The sequence below is a fragment of the Streptomyces gamaensis genome, assembly GCF_042656465.1.
In the GTDB taxonomy this organism is placed as follows: Bacteria; Actinomycetota; Actinomycetes; order Streptomycetales; family Streptomycetaceae; genus Streptomyces; species Streptomyces gamaensis.
The window spans coordinates 287,039-302,816 of record NZ_JBHSPB010000002.1 but is presented as its reverse complement, the minus strand read 5'-3'; the positions used below and the strand labels follow the sequence as shown (position 1 = coordinate 302,816).

Annotated in this window: 10 protein-coding genes; 3 read left to right on the top strand and 7 right to left on the bottom strand. The window is 71.7% G+C overall.

Translation table 11 applies throughout. The features are described from left to right. The first annotated feature begins 24 nt into the window (after positions 1-24). Both ACFP1Z_RS03990 and ssgD read left to right on the top strand, forming a co-directional pair. Positions 25-1,251, top strand: a complete 1,227-nt coding sequence (locus ACFP1Z_RS03990) for a sensor histidine kinase (RefSeq protein WP_390314432.1) — start codon at positions 25-27, stop codon at positions 1,249-1,251. Between the two features lie 254 nt (positions 1,252-1,505). Beyond that, positions 1,506-1,919, top strand: coding sequence for a spore wall synthesis regulator SsgD (ssgD, locus tag ACFP1Z_RS03985; protein ID WP_390314431.1), 414 nt, complete (start codon positions 1,506-1,508; stop codon positions 1,917-1,919). A gap of 7 nt (positions 1,920-1,926) precedes the next feature. Here ssgD and ACFP1Z_RS03980 read toward each other — a convergent pair whose 3' ends face one another. From ACFP1Z_RS03980 to ACFP1Z_RS03950, 7 genes are all read right to left on the bottom strand, one after another. Further along, complete coding sequence (locus tag ACFP1Z_RS03980) at positions 1,927-3,456, bottom strand: hypothetical protein (protein ID WP_390314430.1); 1,530 nt, start codon at positions 3,454-3,456, stop codon at positions 1,927-1,929. Between the two features lie 475 nt (positions 3,457-3,931). Then, positions 3,932-4,906: a DMT family transporter gene (locus tag ACFP1Z_RS03975; RefSeq protein WP_390314429.1), complete on the bottom strand. Its 975-nt coding sequence runs from the start codon at positions 4,904-4,906 to the stop codon at positions 3,932-3,934. Positions 4,907-5,105: 199 nt separating this feature from the next. Further along, positions 5,106-6,743: a trypsin-like serine protease gene (locus ACFP1Z_RS03970; RefSeq protein WP_390314428.1), complete on the bottom strand. Its 1,638-nt coding sequence runs from the start codon at positions 6,741-6,743 to the stop codon at positions 5,106-5,108. 115 nt (positions 6,744-6,858) lie between these two features. Further along, positions 6,859-8,484: a S1 family peptidase gene (locus tag ACFP1Z_RS03965; RefSeq protein WP_390314427.1), complete on the bottom strand. Its 1,626-nt coding sequence runs from the start codon at positions 8,482-8,484 to the stop codon at positions 6,859-6,861. 50 nt (positions 8,485-8,534) lie between these two features. After that, a complete protein-coding gene (locus tag ACFP1Z_RS03960; protein ID WP_390314426.1) occupies positions 8,535-9,518 on the bottom strand; it encodes a hypothetical protein in 984 nt (327 codons plus the stop codon). Between the two features lie 112 nt (positions 9,519-9,630). Then, positions 9,631-11,232: a S1 family peptidase gene (locus ACFP1Z_RS03955; protein ID WP_390314425.1), complete on the bottom strand. Its 1,602-nt coding sequence runs from the start codon at positions 11,230-11,232 to the stop codon at positions 9,631-9,633. 73 nt (positions 11,233-11,305) lie between these two features. Then, the gene (locus ACFP1Z_RS03950; RefSeq protein WP_390314424.1) at positions 11,306-11,815 is read right to left on the bottom strand and encodes a hypothetical protein; all 510 of its coding nucleotides are present in this window, start codon (positions 11,813-11,815) and stop codon (positions 11,306-11,308) included. 348 nt (positions 11,816-12,163) lie between these two features. On the opposite strand from ACFP1Z_RS03950, the gene ACFP1Z_RS03945 reads away from it, so the two are divergent. After that, entirely contained in the window at positions 12,164-15,664 is a 3,501-nt protein-coding gene (locus ACFP1Z_RS03945) for an ALF repeat-containing protein (RefSeq protein ID WP_390314423.1), read from the top strand. Positions 15,665-15,778: the final 114 nt, after the last annotated feature.

Genomic DNA, 15,778 nt, shown 5'->3' with positions numbered 1-15,778 from the left:
GTCGCGGACTTCTAGCGTGGGCTCATGCCCCCGATGACCACGGCTTTCGCCCCCTCCGGGTCTCCCGCCGGAGCCCGGCGCTCCCGCCGGTTCCGGCGCGGACCGGTCTGGCTGACGGCCGTGTTGTGCGGGTTGTGGGTGGTCGAGGGCCGGCTGCTGAGCCGCGGCGCCGCCTACCCGGGGCAGTCGGGCGGGCACGCGCATCTGGTGGTGTGGCTCGCCGGGCTGCTGGTCGCGGCGTGCGTGCTGCCGTGGGCGCAGTTGAAGGCGCGGGCGACGGCCGCCGTCGGGGTGTCGTGGTCGGCGACCGGCTATCTGCTGGCCGCCGGGGAGCACTTGCCGGTGTGGGGCGTCACGGAGAGCGCGGCCCTGCTGGTGCTGCTGGCGCTCGTCGCGTGGCGCGCGCCGATCGGGGTGGCGATGCCGCTGGGCACGGCGCTGGCGGCGGGAGTGCTGGCCGTGCCCGTACGGGACGCGGAGGTGACCGGTACCACGGTCGTCGCCTACGCCGTCGTGGTGGCCGGGGTCACGGCCCTGGGGCTGTGTCTGCGCTACCGCGACGCCGAGCGGGAACGTGCGGTGGCCGCCGCGCGCGAGGCGGAACGCCTGGAGGTGGCGGGCGAGTTGCACGATTTCGTCGCCCATCACGTCGCCGCGATGACGGTCCTGGCCAAGGCCACCGGTCCGCTCGCGCGGGACGAGCGGGTGGCGGCGCTGCTGCGGGAGATCCAGGTGGCGGGGGACGAGGCGCTGTCCTCGGCGCGGCAGTTGCTGCGTGTCCTGCAGCACGACCAGGCGCCCCGCGAGCCGCTGCCGGGGCTGGCGGCGGTACGGGAGTCGGTCGACCGCTTCCGCCACGAGCATCCGCGCATCGGTGACGTCACGCTCTTCGTCGACCCGTGCTTCGACGCGGACCTGCGGCCCGAACTGGCCTCCTCCGTGCACCGGATCGTCGCCGAGGCGCTGGCCAACGTGAGCAGGCACAGCCCGGACGCCTCCGCCGTGCACGTCACCCTGCGCGCCGCCGGGCAGCGGCTGTTCGTGTCCGTCCGCGACGACGGCCGCGGCGCGCGGCACGCGCCGTCGCCCGAGGACAGCGGCGGGCTGGGGCTGGTGAGCCTGAGCGAACGGGCCGACGCGATCGGCGGTTCGCTGACGGCGGGCCCGATTCCCGGCGGCGGCTGGGAAGTTCTCGCGGTGCTTCCGGTGGGTTGCCCGGGGGCGCACGCGAACGCCCCGGTGCGTTCCTGACGGTGGCGGTCCCCGCCTCTCTGCGGCGCTCTGCGGCACTCTTCGGATATCCGTCCGCTCTTGACCGCATTCCTTCAACTTCGCAACCCGACACGGCAAATGTCTTCGCTTTCGAAGGCAACCGTGACGCAGGTCACGTCATTTTCGTGTGCACTCCCGGGGGCGATCCGCCGTCTCATCCGCTGAGCAGAGCGACGGGCCATGAGCACCGACCCCCACCGGCCGAACACCGACCAACACCGAGGGAGCACGCGTTGTCCACTGTCATCGACCACGCCGTCCAGGCACGGCTCATCGCGTCGGCCCCGCAGGACCGCGCCGTTCCCGCCCAGCTGCGCTACGAGCCCGCAGACCCCTTCGCCGTGCAGATCTCCTTCCCGCCGGCGGCCTCCCTGGACGGTGCGGACGTGCAGTGGGCCTTCGCCCGTGAGCTGCTGGCCCGCGGGCTGATCACCCCCATGGGGGCGGGGGACGTCCAGGTGTGGCCGTGCGGGCCGGAGCGCACCGTGCTGGAGTTCCACGCGCGCGAGGGGGTGGCGATGGTCCAGATCGACACCGCCGAGCTGCGCAGCTTCCTGGCCCGCTCGTACGCCCTGGTGCCGGCGGGCTGCGAGGGCGCCCACCTCGATCTGGACGGCACCCTGGCCGCGCTGCTCCGCAGGGCGTGAGGGGCCGCTACCGGGGGAGGAGCACGCTCCAGTCGGTGCCGGGCAGCGGGTGGCGGTGCCAGGTCCGGGCGTACGGGGGCACGGAGGCGTCGGCCGGGTCGAGCAGCACGGCGAGGGGAACGCGGGAGGCGGTGCGCAGCAGCGCGTCGGTGGTGGTCGAGCGGTTGTTGCCCATGGTCTGCTCGGAGGCGCAGCCCGCCGCGTAGGCGATGGGCTGTGCCCGGGGCCCGGTGACCACGCACGGCGGCGCCACCCCCAGCCGGGCGAGCGCGTCGGCCGCGCGCCGGTAACGGACCGTGGTGTCACGGGCGTCGGCGGTGTTCACCCGCAACTCCCGCAGCTGCACGGCGAGGTGCGCGGCGAGCACCGCGCACAGCACCCCCGCCACGGCGAAGCGGTACGGGGCGCGCGGCAGCGCCCGTACGGCCCGTGCCGCGCGCTGCGCGAGCCCGGCGACGGGCAGCGCGAGGAGCGCGTAGACCGGCAGCAGGAAGCGGGGCGCGGAGTAGTCGAGCAGCAGCAGATACGGCACGGCCAGAGCGAGCGCACAGGCCACCGGCAGCAGGGTGAGGGCCGCGCGGGGGCTGCCGCGGCCGGGCGTGCGACGGCCCTCGCGTACGGCCAGGGCGCAGGCGGCGGCGGTCAGGGCGGGCAGCAGCAGCCACCACAGGGAGTGGCCGACCGGGGGTGCGGCGATGTGGCAGGGGCGGCACAGCTGCGGCCCGTCGAGACTGCGGTAGGCGGCGCTCAGCCCCGCGCCGAGGCGCTCGCCCATGCCGCCCTCGGTCTCGCTGGAGACCGCGAGCCGCGCTCCGACGCCGCCGAAGCGCACGTACGCCTCGACGGCCCACTGCGCCCCGCCGAGCGCGAGCCCGCCGAGGACGGCCGCGACGGTGCCGGGGCGCCGCCAGGCCCGTACGGCCGCGCAGCCGCCGAGCAGGGGGAGGGCGAGCCACACGCCGTCGGGGGCGCGGAAGAGGGTGGCCGCGGCGAGTGAACCGGCCAGCCGGAGCAGGGCGTTGCGCCGTTCGCGCCCCGTGGCCCCGCCGGTGTGCGCGCGCAGGAACCACCCGGCCGAGGCGACCGCGGCGAGCGCGAGCCACAGGTTCGGCATCGCCTGCGGCCCGTAGAGCACCGTCACCCACAGCCCCGCGAACAGGGCGGCCGCGAGCGCGGGGCGCCCCCGGCCCACGAGCGGCTCCCACACCCGGTACGCCGCGTACAGGGCGGCCGCCGAGAGCAGGGCGAGGACCACGCGCAGGACGGGCGTGGACGGGGTGAGCGCGACGACGGGCGCGACGAGGAAGGTGATGCCGCGCGAGCGCGGGGCGCTGAAGAAGGCGGCAGGATGGCGCGGGTCGACCTGGGAGAGGTAGACGCTCTCGTCCCAGCCGAGCCCCATGTGCGCGACGGCATAGCACAGTTGCAGCACGGCATAGCCGACGGCGACCGCCGCGAGGACCGGCGGGCGGCGGAGCGCGGCGGGGCCGGCGGTGCGCGCGGCCGGCGCGCCGGCCGGACGCTCAGTGGTGACCATGCCCCCTTGTACCGCATGACCGGGGGCAGCGGTCACCGGTCTTTACGGTTAGCAGCAGTTGGCCAGAGCGTTGGCCATTGTCGGTCGGCGCCCGCCCGTGTGGGTGATGCGGATGGGCGGGATCATGCACTAGGGTCGGCCTCGATCGTGGATCCGGGCTCCGGCTGCTATCGCGTAGGTGTGACTGGGCGTGACCAGAGAGATCGCGCCGAGAGAGCTGCCCCGCGGGCTTGAGCCCATGGCCACGGCAGGCAGGAACAACCGGAACTACGAGGATGCCGCGCACCGCAGCGAGCGGAGAAGACGCGAGCAGCCCGAGCGGGATCCCGGCTCCTGCGCCCCCGAAGACCGTTCGCGGGGCACCAGACCGTTACGTCTGGGAGAGGGCGTGTTGGCCGGCATCGGCCAATCCTCCTAGGAACGGTTCACGGGGTCACGCGAATTCCACGCGGGGTCACGTTCGACTTACGTGCGGTTACGCGGCATCACGAGGGGTCACGGGCGGGCTGCCGCGCCCTTCGGCCCCCTGGGGCATACCCGGAACGGCGCGCTCGGCACCACCCGCCGCCCCGTGGACTTCACCGGCATCGCGCCCGCGCCCCTCCCCCACCACCAGTCCCGCTCTGCGCCCGCCGTCCCGGAAGGTCAGGACGACCACACCGTAGGCGGCCACCAGCCCGCACAGCACGGCGAGTGTCCCGCCCGCCGGCCCGTAGCGGAAGTCCTCGCCGAGGACGGCGATGCCCACGGCCGCGGCCACGGCCGGGTTGACGACGGTCAGGGTGGCCAGCGGCGCGGCCAGCCCCGCGCCCCGGTACGAGGCCTGCGACAGCAGCATGCCCGCGGCCGCGAGCAGCAGGGTCGCGGCGGCGGTCGGCACCAGGGAGGCCGTCTGGCGCGAAGTCCAGTCCTGCGCGGCCGCCTTGGTGAACACCGACGCCATCCCGAAGGCCATACCGGCGGCGGTCGCCACGACCACGCCCCGCACGACGGGCCGGCGCACGAGCCGTGACACCAGCACGATCACGGCTGTCGCGGCGACCACCGTGGCGGCCAGCACCGGCCGCTCGGCGTTGTCGAGCACCTCGCGGTGCGGCGGCCCGGTGAGCGCCAGCAGCCCGGCCAGCCCGCCGGTCGCGAGCAGCGCGCCCCGCCAGCCGACGGCCCCGACGGGGCGGCGCACGAGCAGCGCGGCCATCGGCAGCGCGAAGACGATCGTCAGCGCGCCCATCGGCTGCACCAGGCTGAGCGGCCCCCACGCGAGCGCGACCACGTGCAGTGACGCGCCGACTCCGGTCAGCACCACCGCTCCCCACCAGGCGGGCCTGCGCAGCGCAGCCCAGAGCCCGCCGGCGTGCGTGGCCGCGATGCGCTCCTGCACGATGGCCGCCCCCGCGTAGCAGAGGGCGGACACCAGACAGAGCAGCACCGCCGGAGCGAGGGCGCTCATATCGCCCCCTGCCGCGCCGGGCCCGCGCCGGGCCGTGCACCCCCTGTGCCGTTCATACCTCCACCATGCCCCCTGCGGGCGGCCGCGTCCTCGTCCCTGCGGACGGACCTGGGTGTACTGCCGCAGGAGTAGGGGCGTGGGGTATGGGCCGGCCAGGGACGGTACGTACGGAATCGCCGGCGGGGCGCGGCGGTCGGGGTTATGCCACCTTCACGACCTCGAAGCCGCTCGGGTCGGGCGCCTCGACGCGCGGGTACAGGCCCACGTTGCCGTTGTTCCAGCTGATCAGCAGGTCGTTGCGGCGGCGGTCGGCGCTGTCGGCGAAGACGCCCACCGTCATCGCCTGCGCGTTCTTCCACGCGGAGCCCGTGCCCTTGAGCTCCGTGCGCGCGCTGAAACCACCCGGCTTGGCACCCGAGAAGACGCTCACGCCGCCGTCGTACCAGCGGATGAGGAGGTCCGAGGTCTCCTTGCCGAAGAAGTCGCCGCCGACGATCTCCGCAGCGTCGTTCCACTTCGGGTTGGCCTTGGACAGCGGCACGGGGGCGCCCAGGCCCTTGCTGTCGATGTCGGTGAACATCGACGTGGAGCCGTCCTCCCACAGGATCAGCAGGTCGTCGGAGAGGGCGTTGTCGGTGTAGCGGCCGAGGGTCATCAGACGGGCCTTCTTCAGGAAGGGGTTGTCACCGCCGCCCTCCTTGAGCGTCTTCTCCTCGTGGACGCCGCTCGCGTCCACACGGCCGTACTCGGTGAGTTCACCGTCGGACCAGCGGACGACGAGGCCGTAACGGCCGTCGACCCAGTCGGCGTAGGCGAGCTTTCCGCTGGTGACGGCCTTGGCGTACTGCCACTGGCTGCCCGCTTCGGCGATCCTGTGCTCGGCGACGAACGGCTTGGTGCTGTTGTAGGAGGAGCCCTCGAAGAGGCTCGCGGAGCCGTCCTTCCAGACCACGAAGGTGTCCGTGCGGGTCTGGCCCGGGGCACCCATGAAGTAGCCGGAGGTGGTGAACTTGGCCTCCTTCCAGTCCCTGCGGTCCATGACGGTGCCGGCGTAGGTCTTCTGGATCCACTGGTCGATGCCGGCGTCGATGCGCGTGGCGACGATTCCCTTGCGGGAGGCCGACGAGGAGGCACCGGCGCAGCCGGCGGCCTCCGTCGAGTAGCCGTTGACGGCCAGGAGCGCGTAGCCCGTGGTGCCGCTCGCGTCGACGCCCGTGGTGTCGAAGAGCGGGGCGCCGGTGTCGCCCTCGCAGAGCGTCGCGCCGTCGGGCTTCCGCGCGGCCAGGGAGACGTCGCCGCCCTTGGCCGAGGTGACCTCGAAGGTGGCCGCGTGCGGGCGCCCCGGTGCCGCGTCGTCCTTGGTGCGCCCGTAGCCGACGACCTTCATCTCGTCGCCCCGGTGCGGCGGCCTGGTGTCGGCCCAGCGGAAGGGGGCGACGCCCGTGACCGGGGTCGCGAGCCGGACCATGACGAGGTCGCGGTCGGGGTGCGGGACGAGTTCGGCGGCCTCGACGACGGCGCCCTTGCCGTCCGGCAGGTCCGTACGGCCGACCGTGACCGTGGTCTTCTGCTGCGGCGCGCCGGCTGCGATCTTGAAGCTCTTCGCCGGGTTGTCGGCGAAGCAGCTTGCGGCAGTGATGACCCACTGCCGCTCGACGAGGCCGCCGGAGCAGCTCCGCTTGCCCGCGACGTCGATCTTCGCGGCGAAGGCGTAGCGTCCGTCCTCGTCCGGGTCACCGGCGACGGCGTGCGCCGGGCCGGCGGCGAGGAGCGTGCCGGAGAAGGCGGCCGCGGTGAGGGCGGCGGCCCACTTGGCACACGTTTTTCTGTCAAACATGCTGATTCCTGGGGAGATTGGCGTTCTCGGGCGTACCCGGACGCGATAGGGATGCTCGCACTCGGCGGCCTGAGCGGGCTCGGAGACGCGTGGGACTTCCGGCGGAGCGCTCGGCTCAGCAGGCGGGCGGCGCGCCGTTGCCCTTGAGGATTTCGCAGCCGCCGTGCGTGCCCTTCGCGTCGACGCCCGGGAAGTAGCCGAGGTTGCCGTTGTTCCAGCTGACGAGGATGTCGTTGACGCGGTTCTTGCCGGCGGTGAAGTTGCCGACGGTCAGGGCCTGGGCATTCTTCCAGCCCGAGCCCGTCTCCTTGATCGTGGTGCGGCCGCCGGGGTAGCCGTTCGGGTTCGGGGTGACGCCCGGGAAGGTCTGCACCTGGCCGTCGTCCCAGACGATCAGCAGGTCGTCGGTCGCCTTGCCGGAGAACGAGCCCGCGCCGATCGCGACGGCGTTCTTCCATCCGTCATCGGCGTTCGTCATCTGCTGCCAGCCGCTCAGCCCCTTGGAGTCGATGTCGGTGTACATCGAGGTGGAGCCGTTGTCCCACAGCACGAGCAGGTCGTCGCGCAGGGAGTTCTCGGTGAACTTGCCGGCGGTGATCAGACGGGCCCGCTGCCAGAAGGGGTTGTCGCCGCCGCCCTCGCGCAGGGTGCGCTCGTCGTGGACGCCGTTCTCGTCCAGGTGCCGGTACTCGGAGACCTTGCCGGTCGTCCAGCGCACGACGAGGCCGTCGCTGCCCTCGCCGGTGAAGTTGCCGGCGGTCACGGCGCCGGCGCGCGTCCAGTAGCTGCCCGCGTCCGCGATCTTGTGCTCCTTCCAGAAGGGGGAGCCGACCTTGTCGTGCCAGGAGCCCTCGTAGAGGCTGGCCGCGCCGTTCTTCCAGACCACGAACAGGTCCATGCGGTCGTGGCCGGGCTTGTTGACGAAGTTTCCGGAGGCGATGTACTTGGCCTCCTTCCAGTCGGCGCCGGCGGGCACGTTGCTGTAGGCGTGGACGCCCTGGATCCAGTCGGCGATGTCGTCGAGGCGGATCGCGGTACCGCCGCCGTTGGAGCAACCACCCTGCGGGGCAGGTCCGTTGATGCCGACGAGGTCGTAGCCGGTGAAGCCCTTCGGGCCGCCGACGGGCTCGAAGACCGGGCCGCCCAGGTCGCCTTCGCACACTGCCGCGCCGTCGGGCTTCTCGCCGACCAGCTCGAAGGAGTCGCCCTTCACCGCTCCGGCGGCGAAGGTGGCGGTCCGTACGCGCCCGGCCGCCGCGTCGTCCTTGGTACGCCCGTAGCCGGTGGCCCGCAGCCCCTTCAGGCCCTCCGGCGAACCGAAGCGCAGACCCAGCGGCTTGGGGCCCTTGACGGGGGCGGCGAGCTTGAGCATCACCACGTCACGCTGCTCGTGCGGGAAGAGCATCACGGCGTCGACGACGGTGCCGCCCTGGCCGGAGAGGTCCGTACGGCCGACGGTGACGGTGGTCTTGCTCTTGGGGGCGCCGATGCTGAGCTTGGCGCCCTTGTCCGCCTCGTCGGCGAAGCAGCTCGCGGCGGTGAGCACCCACTGCGTGTCGACGAGCGCGCCGGAGCAGCCGGCCTTGCCCTCGATGTCGACCTTCGCGGTGAAGGCGTATTCGCCGTCCTTGACGGGGTCGCCGGATATCGCGTGGGCGGGGGCGGCGGTGAGCAGGCCGCCGGAGACGGCGGTGGCGACGAGGGCGGTGGCCCACTTGGCTCGTGAGTGGCTGTCAATCATGTTTTTTCCTGGGAGAGTTGAGGGAGTCGTCCGTGCGGGTGGTGCGGGGCTCAGCCGGCGAGCTGGACCTCGCCGTGGATGCCCTTGTCGTCGACGCGCGGGTAGAGGACGAGCCTGCCGTCGGGCCAGTTGACGAGGATGTCGTTGTTGTACCTGTCGGTCATGGAAGAGCCGTACAACCCGGTCACGAGCGCTTGCGCGCTCTTCCAGGAGGAGCCGGTCGGCTGGATCCTGACGCGGCCGTGGAAGCCCTTGTCGTCGACACCGGGGAAGAGGCTGGTGTCGCCGTCCTTCCAGCGGATCAGCAGGTCGTCCGTCTTCTTGCCGGAGAACCTGCCCGAGCTGATCTGAGCGGCGTTCTTCCAGGCGTCGTTGGCCTGGGTCAGCTGGATCCGCCCGCTGAGGCCTTGGTAGTCGATGTACGGGTACAGCGAGGTCGAACCGTCCTCCCAAAGGACGAGCAGGTCATTGTTCAGGTCGCTGCTCTCGTCCACGAACCCACCGAGCGTCATGAGCCTGGCCTTCTTGAAGACCGGGTTGTCGCCGCCTCCCGGGGCAAGGGTCTTCTCACCGTGGACGCCCTTGTGGTCGAGCTGCTGGTACTCGGTCAGCTCCCCGTCGGACCAGCGGACTACGAGGCCGGTGGAGCCGAAGCCCGACTTGCCGACGTGAGTCACTACGCCGCCGGTGATGGCGCGCGCGTACTGCCAGACGCTGCCCGCCTCGGCAATCTTGTGTTCGGCAACGAAGGGAGCGGCCGCCGAGGGGCCCCCGCCCTCGAAGAGGCTGGCGGAGCCGTCCTTCCAGACCACGAACAGATCAGGACGTTCGCCGAAGCTGTCTGCCGAGAAGTTCGCCGACACCATGTGCGCCACGTTCTTCCAGTCCCGCCCGGCGAGCGAGATCCCTCCGCCGCCCTGCGCGGTCGGAGCCCCCGCTGCCGCCTGTGCCGGAGCCCCGGCCAGCAGCCCGGAGAGCACCACGGCCGCGGCAATGCCCGCGACCCGCTTCAGACGCGTACGTCTGCCGAACATGTCAGTCTCTTTCGGTGAGTTGATGATGGAGGACACAACAAGGACCTGCCGGGGAAGTGCCCCGGCAGGTCCTGTCACCTGTCTGTCGTGCTGCGGTCGAGGACCACTGTCGTCAGTTGGTGACCTTCACGATTTCTTTGCCGCCGTGGTCGCCCTTGCTGTCGACACCCGCGTACAGGCCCACGTTGCCGTTGTTCCAGGCGAAGAGGATGTCGTTGCCGTGCGCGCCCTCGGTGAAGGAACCGACCGTCACCGCCTTGGCGTTGTTGAACGCCGAGCCCTTCTCACGCAGCGTGGTGCGTCCGTGGTAGCCCTTGGTGTCGACACCGGGCATGACCTGGACCTGGCCGTCCTTCCAGATCACCATCAGGTCGTTGGTGGCCTTGCCGTTGAAGTCGGCGGCGCTGATCTGCAGGGCGTCCTTCCAGCCGTTGTCCGCCTCCGTCAGCTGCACCCAGCCGTCGAGCCCCTTGGTGCCGATGTCGGTGTACATCGACGTGGAGCCGTTCTCCCACACCACGAGCAGGTCGTCGCGCTGGGAGTTGGCGGTGAACTTGCCGGCCGTCATCAGGCGGGCGTTCTTCCAGTACGGGTTGCTGCCGCCGCCCTCGCGCAGGGTCTTCTCGTCGTGCACGCCGTTCTGGTCGACGTGCAGGTACGTGGAGACCTTGCCGTTGACCCAACGCACGGTCAGGCCGTCGCTGCCGCTGCCGGCGAAGTCGCCGGCGGCGATGGCGCGTGCGTCCTTGAAGTAACTGCCCGGCTTCTCTATCTGGTACTCGGCGGAGAAGGGGGTGTCGGGGTCGTTGCCGTCGGAGCCCTGGTAGAGGGTGGCCTCGCCGTCCCTCCAGACGACGAAGAGGTCCATGCCACGCTTGCCCGTGGGCCCGCTGCCGGTGAAGTGGCCGGACGTCATGTAGGCGACGTCCTTCCAGTTGGAGCGCGGCAGCAGGGTGCGCGAGGCCACGGACTGCACCCAGCCGGCGATGTCGTCGGTGCGGGTGGCGACGACGTCCTTGCGGGTCTCGTTCTCGTCGGCGCCCAGGCAACCGCCCTGCCACGAGCCGGTGTTGACGCCGACGAGTTCGGCACGGCCGGCGGTCTCCCGGAAGACCGGGCCGCCGTTGTCGCCCTTGCAGGTGGTCGCGTCGGGGTTCTTGCCGGTGAGGCGGAAGACGGCGTTCTGCACGGTGCCGGCGGTGAACGGCGCCTGCTGGAGCCGGTCGGGAACCCACTCGTCCTTGGTCCGGCCGAAGCCCGTGACCCGCAGGTCCTCGCCCTGGAGCGGGGCGTTGAAGGACAGCGCGGCCGGGGTCGCGCCCCGGACCGGCTTGTCCAGCCGCGCCATGACCAGATCGCGACCCTCGCTCGGGACGAGCTCCACGACCTGCGCGACCGCGCCCTGGTCGCCGCGTGTGAGGTCGGTACGTCCGACGGTGGCCGTGGTCTTCAGCTTCGGCGCGCCCGGGGCGAGTTTGGCTCCCGGGGTGTCGGCGAAGCAGCTCGCGGCGGTGAGCAGCCACTGCTGCTCGACCAGGGTGGCGGTGCAGGCGCGCTCGCCGCCGATGTCGAGTTTCGCGGTGAACGTGTACGAACCGTCCTTGACCTTGTCCCCGACAACGGCGTTGGCCGGGGCGGCGGTCAGGAGTCCGGCGGCGACGGCCGTGGCGGTGACCACGGTCCCCCATGCCGCGCGCGGACGTATGGCAGGCATCTGTGTTCCTTTACAGGCAGTCAGTAACGCGTGTACAGGCAGTCGGTCAGAGCGTGGCGGGCCGGACGGCGCGTCAGCCGGTGACGCGGATCTCGACCAGCGTGGTCGGGTCGTTGTTGGGGTCGACGCCCATGCCGACGCCCTGGTAGGCGTTCTTGCCGACCTTGACCTGCTGGCTGCCCGCCTTGGAGTCGAGCTTCACGTCCAGGGAGTGGTCCCCGGTCATGATCATGTAGACCTGCGGGACCTCCAGGGTCAGCCAGCCGGTCTTGCCGGCGCCGGTGACCTTGAAGCAGTACATGCCCTGCTGGGTCTGGCCCGGGTGCTTGAAGGCCGTCATGAGCTGAATGTCGCTGGGCTTGCGGCAGTCGGAGAGCAGGACGTGCCCGTCGCCCTTGCGGAGCGCGATGCCCTGCTCCTTGAGGATCTTGGCCGCGTCCGGGTAGTCGAAGGTCTCCACGGCCGGGGGCGGGGTGTCGTCGGCGGGGGCCGCCACCGCGACACCGAGCGCGGAGGTGCTCAGAACGGCCGAAACCGCGCCGACGACGCCGACGGAAAGCACCCTGCGTGCGCGCTGTATCACTAAAGGTTCCTTACGGGTTCAACGACGGCAATGCCGTGCGTAATGGCCGAATAAAGACGTTGGGCGGCAACTTATCATCTGCCCGAATTTTGCCGGATCTTGATCCGAAATCAACCGCCGCCTTGCCGGAACTTCAAGCCTTACCGCGGGTTACGCATATGTCGTGTACGCGACACACCCACCCCCCAACACCCCATCACAAATGGGACATTTCCCAGAAGTTCTCACTTCGGCCCGGTGATCGTCATGGCTATGCTCACCGTGCCGGAAACCGGCACCGCACAACCGACTGGAAAGAACCGAAGAGTGAGACATAACCTTCACTTGACCAGAACCGGGGGACGGTTGGTGGTGGGCATACGTTTGCTGTGCCTGAGCCTGCTTCCCGTACCCCTGGTTCTCGGCCTGCCCGGTGCGACTCCCGCGCTGGCGGCGGGGACCGACGAGGTGACGCCGGGCGACCGCGCCCTTGTCGTCGAGCTGTGGACCAAGGGCGGTCCGACCACCAAGGCCCTGGCGGAGGCCGCCCTGCAGGGCACCGACGCCGACATCCGTACCTTCCTGGACGCCAAGAAGGACTTCGCGGAGCTGACCGACGACCGCATGAGCGCGGGGCAGCTCGGCAACCTCGGGGGCCCGACGCTGCGCGCGGCCGCCCTCGAAGCCCTGCGTGAGCCTTCGCAGTTGCAGAACTTCCTCAAGGAGGGCTGGCAGGAGCCGCTGGAGACCGACCAGCGCCTCCTCCTCGCGCAGATCGTCAACTCGGCCGGACCCACCGTCAAGACGGAGGGCGGGACCGCGCTCAAGGGGTCGATCGACGACGTCCGCACGTTCCTGACCCAGGGCCGGTACTCGGCCCAGGAGACCGACGACCGGATGCGGGTCTCGCAGATCCTGATGTCCGGCGGACCGGCCACCAAGGAAGCCGCGAAGGTCGCCCTGAGCGGCTCGATCGACGACATCCGCGAGTTCCTCAACGTCGGCCAGAACATCGCCCGTTCCCGCGACCAGGAGCGCGCGACCGTCGCCCAGCTCGCCGAACAGGCCGAGCGGGCGGGCCAGGAGGCCAAGCGTCAGACGGAGGCCGCCAAGGAGACCTCCGACAAGGCCATCAAGGCGTCGCAGAACGCCGTGCAGGCGGCCAACGACGCCAAGGAGCAGACCAAGGCGGCCGGCGACGAGGCCTACAAGGCGGCCGGTGCCGCGCAGCGCGCGGCGAACGCGGCCCAGGACGCGGCCGAGGCCGCGCAGGAGGCCATCAGCGCGGCGAACGCCGCCAACTACGCGGCCCGTATGGCCGCCAACGCCGCCGCCAACGCAGCGGCCGCGGCAGCCGGTGCCGCCCAGGCGGCCGCCCGGGCCCGTAACGCCGCCGCCGGCGCGGCAGCTGACGCCAATGGCGCGGCGGTCGCCCGCCAGGCCGCCGAGAACGCCCGGGACGCGGCCCGCGCCGCGGAGAAGTCCGAGCAGGCGGCCGTCGAGGTGAAGAAGGCCGCGCGCGCCGCCGGTGACGCCGCGAACGCCGCGCTCAGCGCCAGCAGCAACGCCGACACGGCAGCCGACGCGGCCGACGAGGCCGCCGGATACGCGGGCCAGGCCGACCGTGAGGCCGCCAAGGCCCGGCAGTGGGCGTACACCGCCCGCGCCAACGCCAAGGAGTCGCGCCGCGCCGCCACCGCCGCCCGCGATCTGGCCTACCAGGCCGCCGACGACGCCGACGACGCCGCCAAGGCCGCCGGGAGGGCCGCCGACCACGCCCGCAGGGCTGCCGAGGCCGCCGACCGCGCGGCCAAGTACGCGGGGGACTCGGCCAAGGCCGCCCAGGAGTCCGACGGTCACGCCAAGGCCGCCAAGCAGGCCGCGGACGAGGCGTCCAACGCCGTCAAGACCGCGAACAAGGTCTTCGAGAACGCGCGCAAGGTCGAGGCCGAGGAGCTCAACACCCGTACCGCGGGCCGGATGCAGCTGGCCAAGGCCGAGAAGCTGGCCTACGACCAGCGCAAGGCGGACGCGGAAGCCGACGCGAAGCAGCGCAAGGAGCTGGGCGCCGAGACCGCGCGCCTGGCCGCCGAGGCGGCGGCCGGTACCGACCGCGAGGAGGTGGCCGCCAAGGGCCGCAGGCTCGCCGTCACCGCCGTGCGGGTCACCGGTCCGTGGGGGCAGGCGGCGGCCAGGACCGCCCTCGCCGGCAGTGACGACGACGTCGTCGCGTACGTCCGTACCGGCTGGCAGCAGGCCGTCGAGCAGGACCAGCGCGAGACCGTGCAGATGATCGCCGTCGACAGTGAGCTGGCGGACGTCCGGGAAGCCGCCGGCAAGGCCCTGACGGGCGACAGCAAGGCGATCGCCGGGTTCCTGGCCTCGGGCCAGTACGAGGCCGGGCTCACCGCGTACCGCATGCGGGTCACCCAGATCGGCACCAACGGCGGTCCGATCGTCAAGCAGACCGCCGGTGACGCCCTGCGGAGCGGGTCGAACGAGCAGCTGCGCGCGTACATCAACGAGGGCCAGTACTCCGCCCAGGAGACCGACGACCGCATCCGCGCCTCGCAGCTCATCAGCAGCGGGGGTCCGGAGACCCAGGCGGCCGCCAAGGTCGCCCTGGAGTCGACGCCCGAGGCACTGCACGAGTTCGTCCAGAGCGGCCAGTACGCCGCCGCGCGCCAGGACAAGCTGACCACCGCCCACATCGCGGTCGTCCAGCAGTACCTCTCCGAGGCCGCGTCGGCCGCGGCCGACGCGCAGAGGAACGCCGCGGACGCGGCCGTCGCCGCCGCCAACGCCGCGCACGCGGCCGACGTGGCCAAGAAGGCGGCCGCCGACGCCGCCGACTACGCGGGCCAGGCCAAGAAGTTCGCGGCGGAGGCCAAGTCCTTCGCGCAGCAGGCCGCGGAGTCCGCGGAGGCGGCCAAGAAGTCCGCGCGGGTCGCGGACCAGGCGGCGGCGCAGGCCGAACGGGACGCGGACGCGGCCGCCTACTCGGCGTCCCGCGCCTCGATCTCGGCGACCATGGCGAAGAACTCCGCCAACGAGGCCTACGCCTACGCCGAGTCGGCCCGTGCCTCGGCCGTGGCGGCCGGCAAGGACGCCTCGGCCGCCCAGGCGGCCAAGGAGGACGCCTACCGGGCCTATGTGGAGAAGAAGGTCGAGGAGGAGCGGCAGCGGCGCATCGCCGACGCGAAGCTGCGGGCCGCGCAGGCCCAGCTGTCGGACGCGGCACGCGCGCAGTACCAGAGCCTGGTCAACGCGCTCCTCGGCGGCGGCGGGAGCGAGGGCAACGGCAAGTACGCCAAGGAGCTCCTCATGAACTTCTTCCTCGGCATGGGGACCAGGGACGAGAGCTTCGGGCCCGACGACCCGTTCACCAAGCAGATCGCTGGCGACCACTCCATGGACAAGGTCCGCTCGGAGATCGTCGACGAGATCGTCAACGGCTGCAAGAAGAAGAACCCCGCCAACTGCCAGGCGGGCGGCTACTCGGTCAGCAGTGAGGACTTCCACGGCGTCGGCCGCATGCTGCTGGACGCCACCGACGCCGCCACCATGGGGCTGTCGGGCAGGATCCAGCAGTGGGCGACCAACGGCCGCTACGGCGGTTCGGCCGCGGTGTTCATGGGCTCGTACAACTACAAGTACAAGGTGCTCTCGCGCGAATCGGGGAAGGTCAAGGTCCAGATCACGCTGTCCAACACGACCGACTTCAACTCGCTGACGCACCCGCCGATCTTCCGCAAGACGTACGAGGACTGGATCGGCAAGCCGTTCACCAAGTTCCTGGACAAGGTCGGTGGTCCGCTGAGCACGAAGACGCAGACCATCAGCTGGCCCGAGGAGCTGAGCACACGCTGACGCGGACGGTTCCGGCCCCCGGGCCGTGACCACCGCACCACCGCACACGAAGGCGGCGTCCCGGTACCGGGGCGCCGCCTTCGCCGTCCGTCCCTCCCCCAACACGCGTACCTC

What these genes read in the sequence shown, in the direction of transcription:
- ACFP1Z_RS03980 (WP_390314430.1), bottom strand. Translation starts at nt 3,456, where the DNA reads ATGGTCACCACTGAGCGTCCGGCCGGCGCGCCGGCCGCGCGCACCGCC.
- ACFP1Z_RS03965 (WP_390314427.1), bottom strand. Translation starts at nt 8,484, where the DNA reads ATGATTGACAGCCACTCACGAGCCAAGTGGGCCACCGCCCTCGTCGCC.
- ACFP1Z_RS03960 (WP_390314426.1), bottom strand. Translation starts at nt 9,518, where the DNA reads ATGTTCGGCAGACGTACGCGTCTGAAGCGGGTCGCGGGCATTGCCGCG.
- ACFP1Z_RS03975 (WP_390314429.1), bottom strand. Translation starts at nt 4,906, where the DNA reads ATGAGCGCCCTCGCTCCGGCGGTGCTGCTCTGTCTGGTGTCCGCCCTC.
- ACFP1Z_RS03970 (WP_390314428.1), bottom strand. Translation starts at nt 6,743, where the DNA reads ATGTTTGACAGAAAAACGTGTGCCAAGTGGGCCGCCGCCCTCACCGCG.
- ACFP1Z_RS03990 (WP_390314432.1), top strand. Translation starts at nt 25, where the DNA reads ATGCCCCCGATGACCACGGCTTTCGCCCCCTCCGGGTCTCCCGCCGGA.
- ACFP1Z_RS03955 (WP_390314425.1), bottom strand. Translation starts at nt 11,232, where the DNA reads ATGCCTGCCATACGTCCGCGCGCGGCATGGGGGACCGTGGTCACCGCC.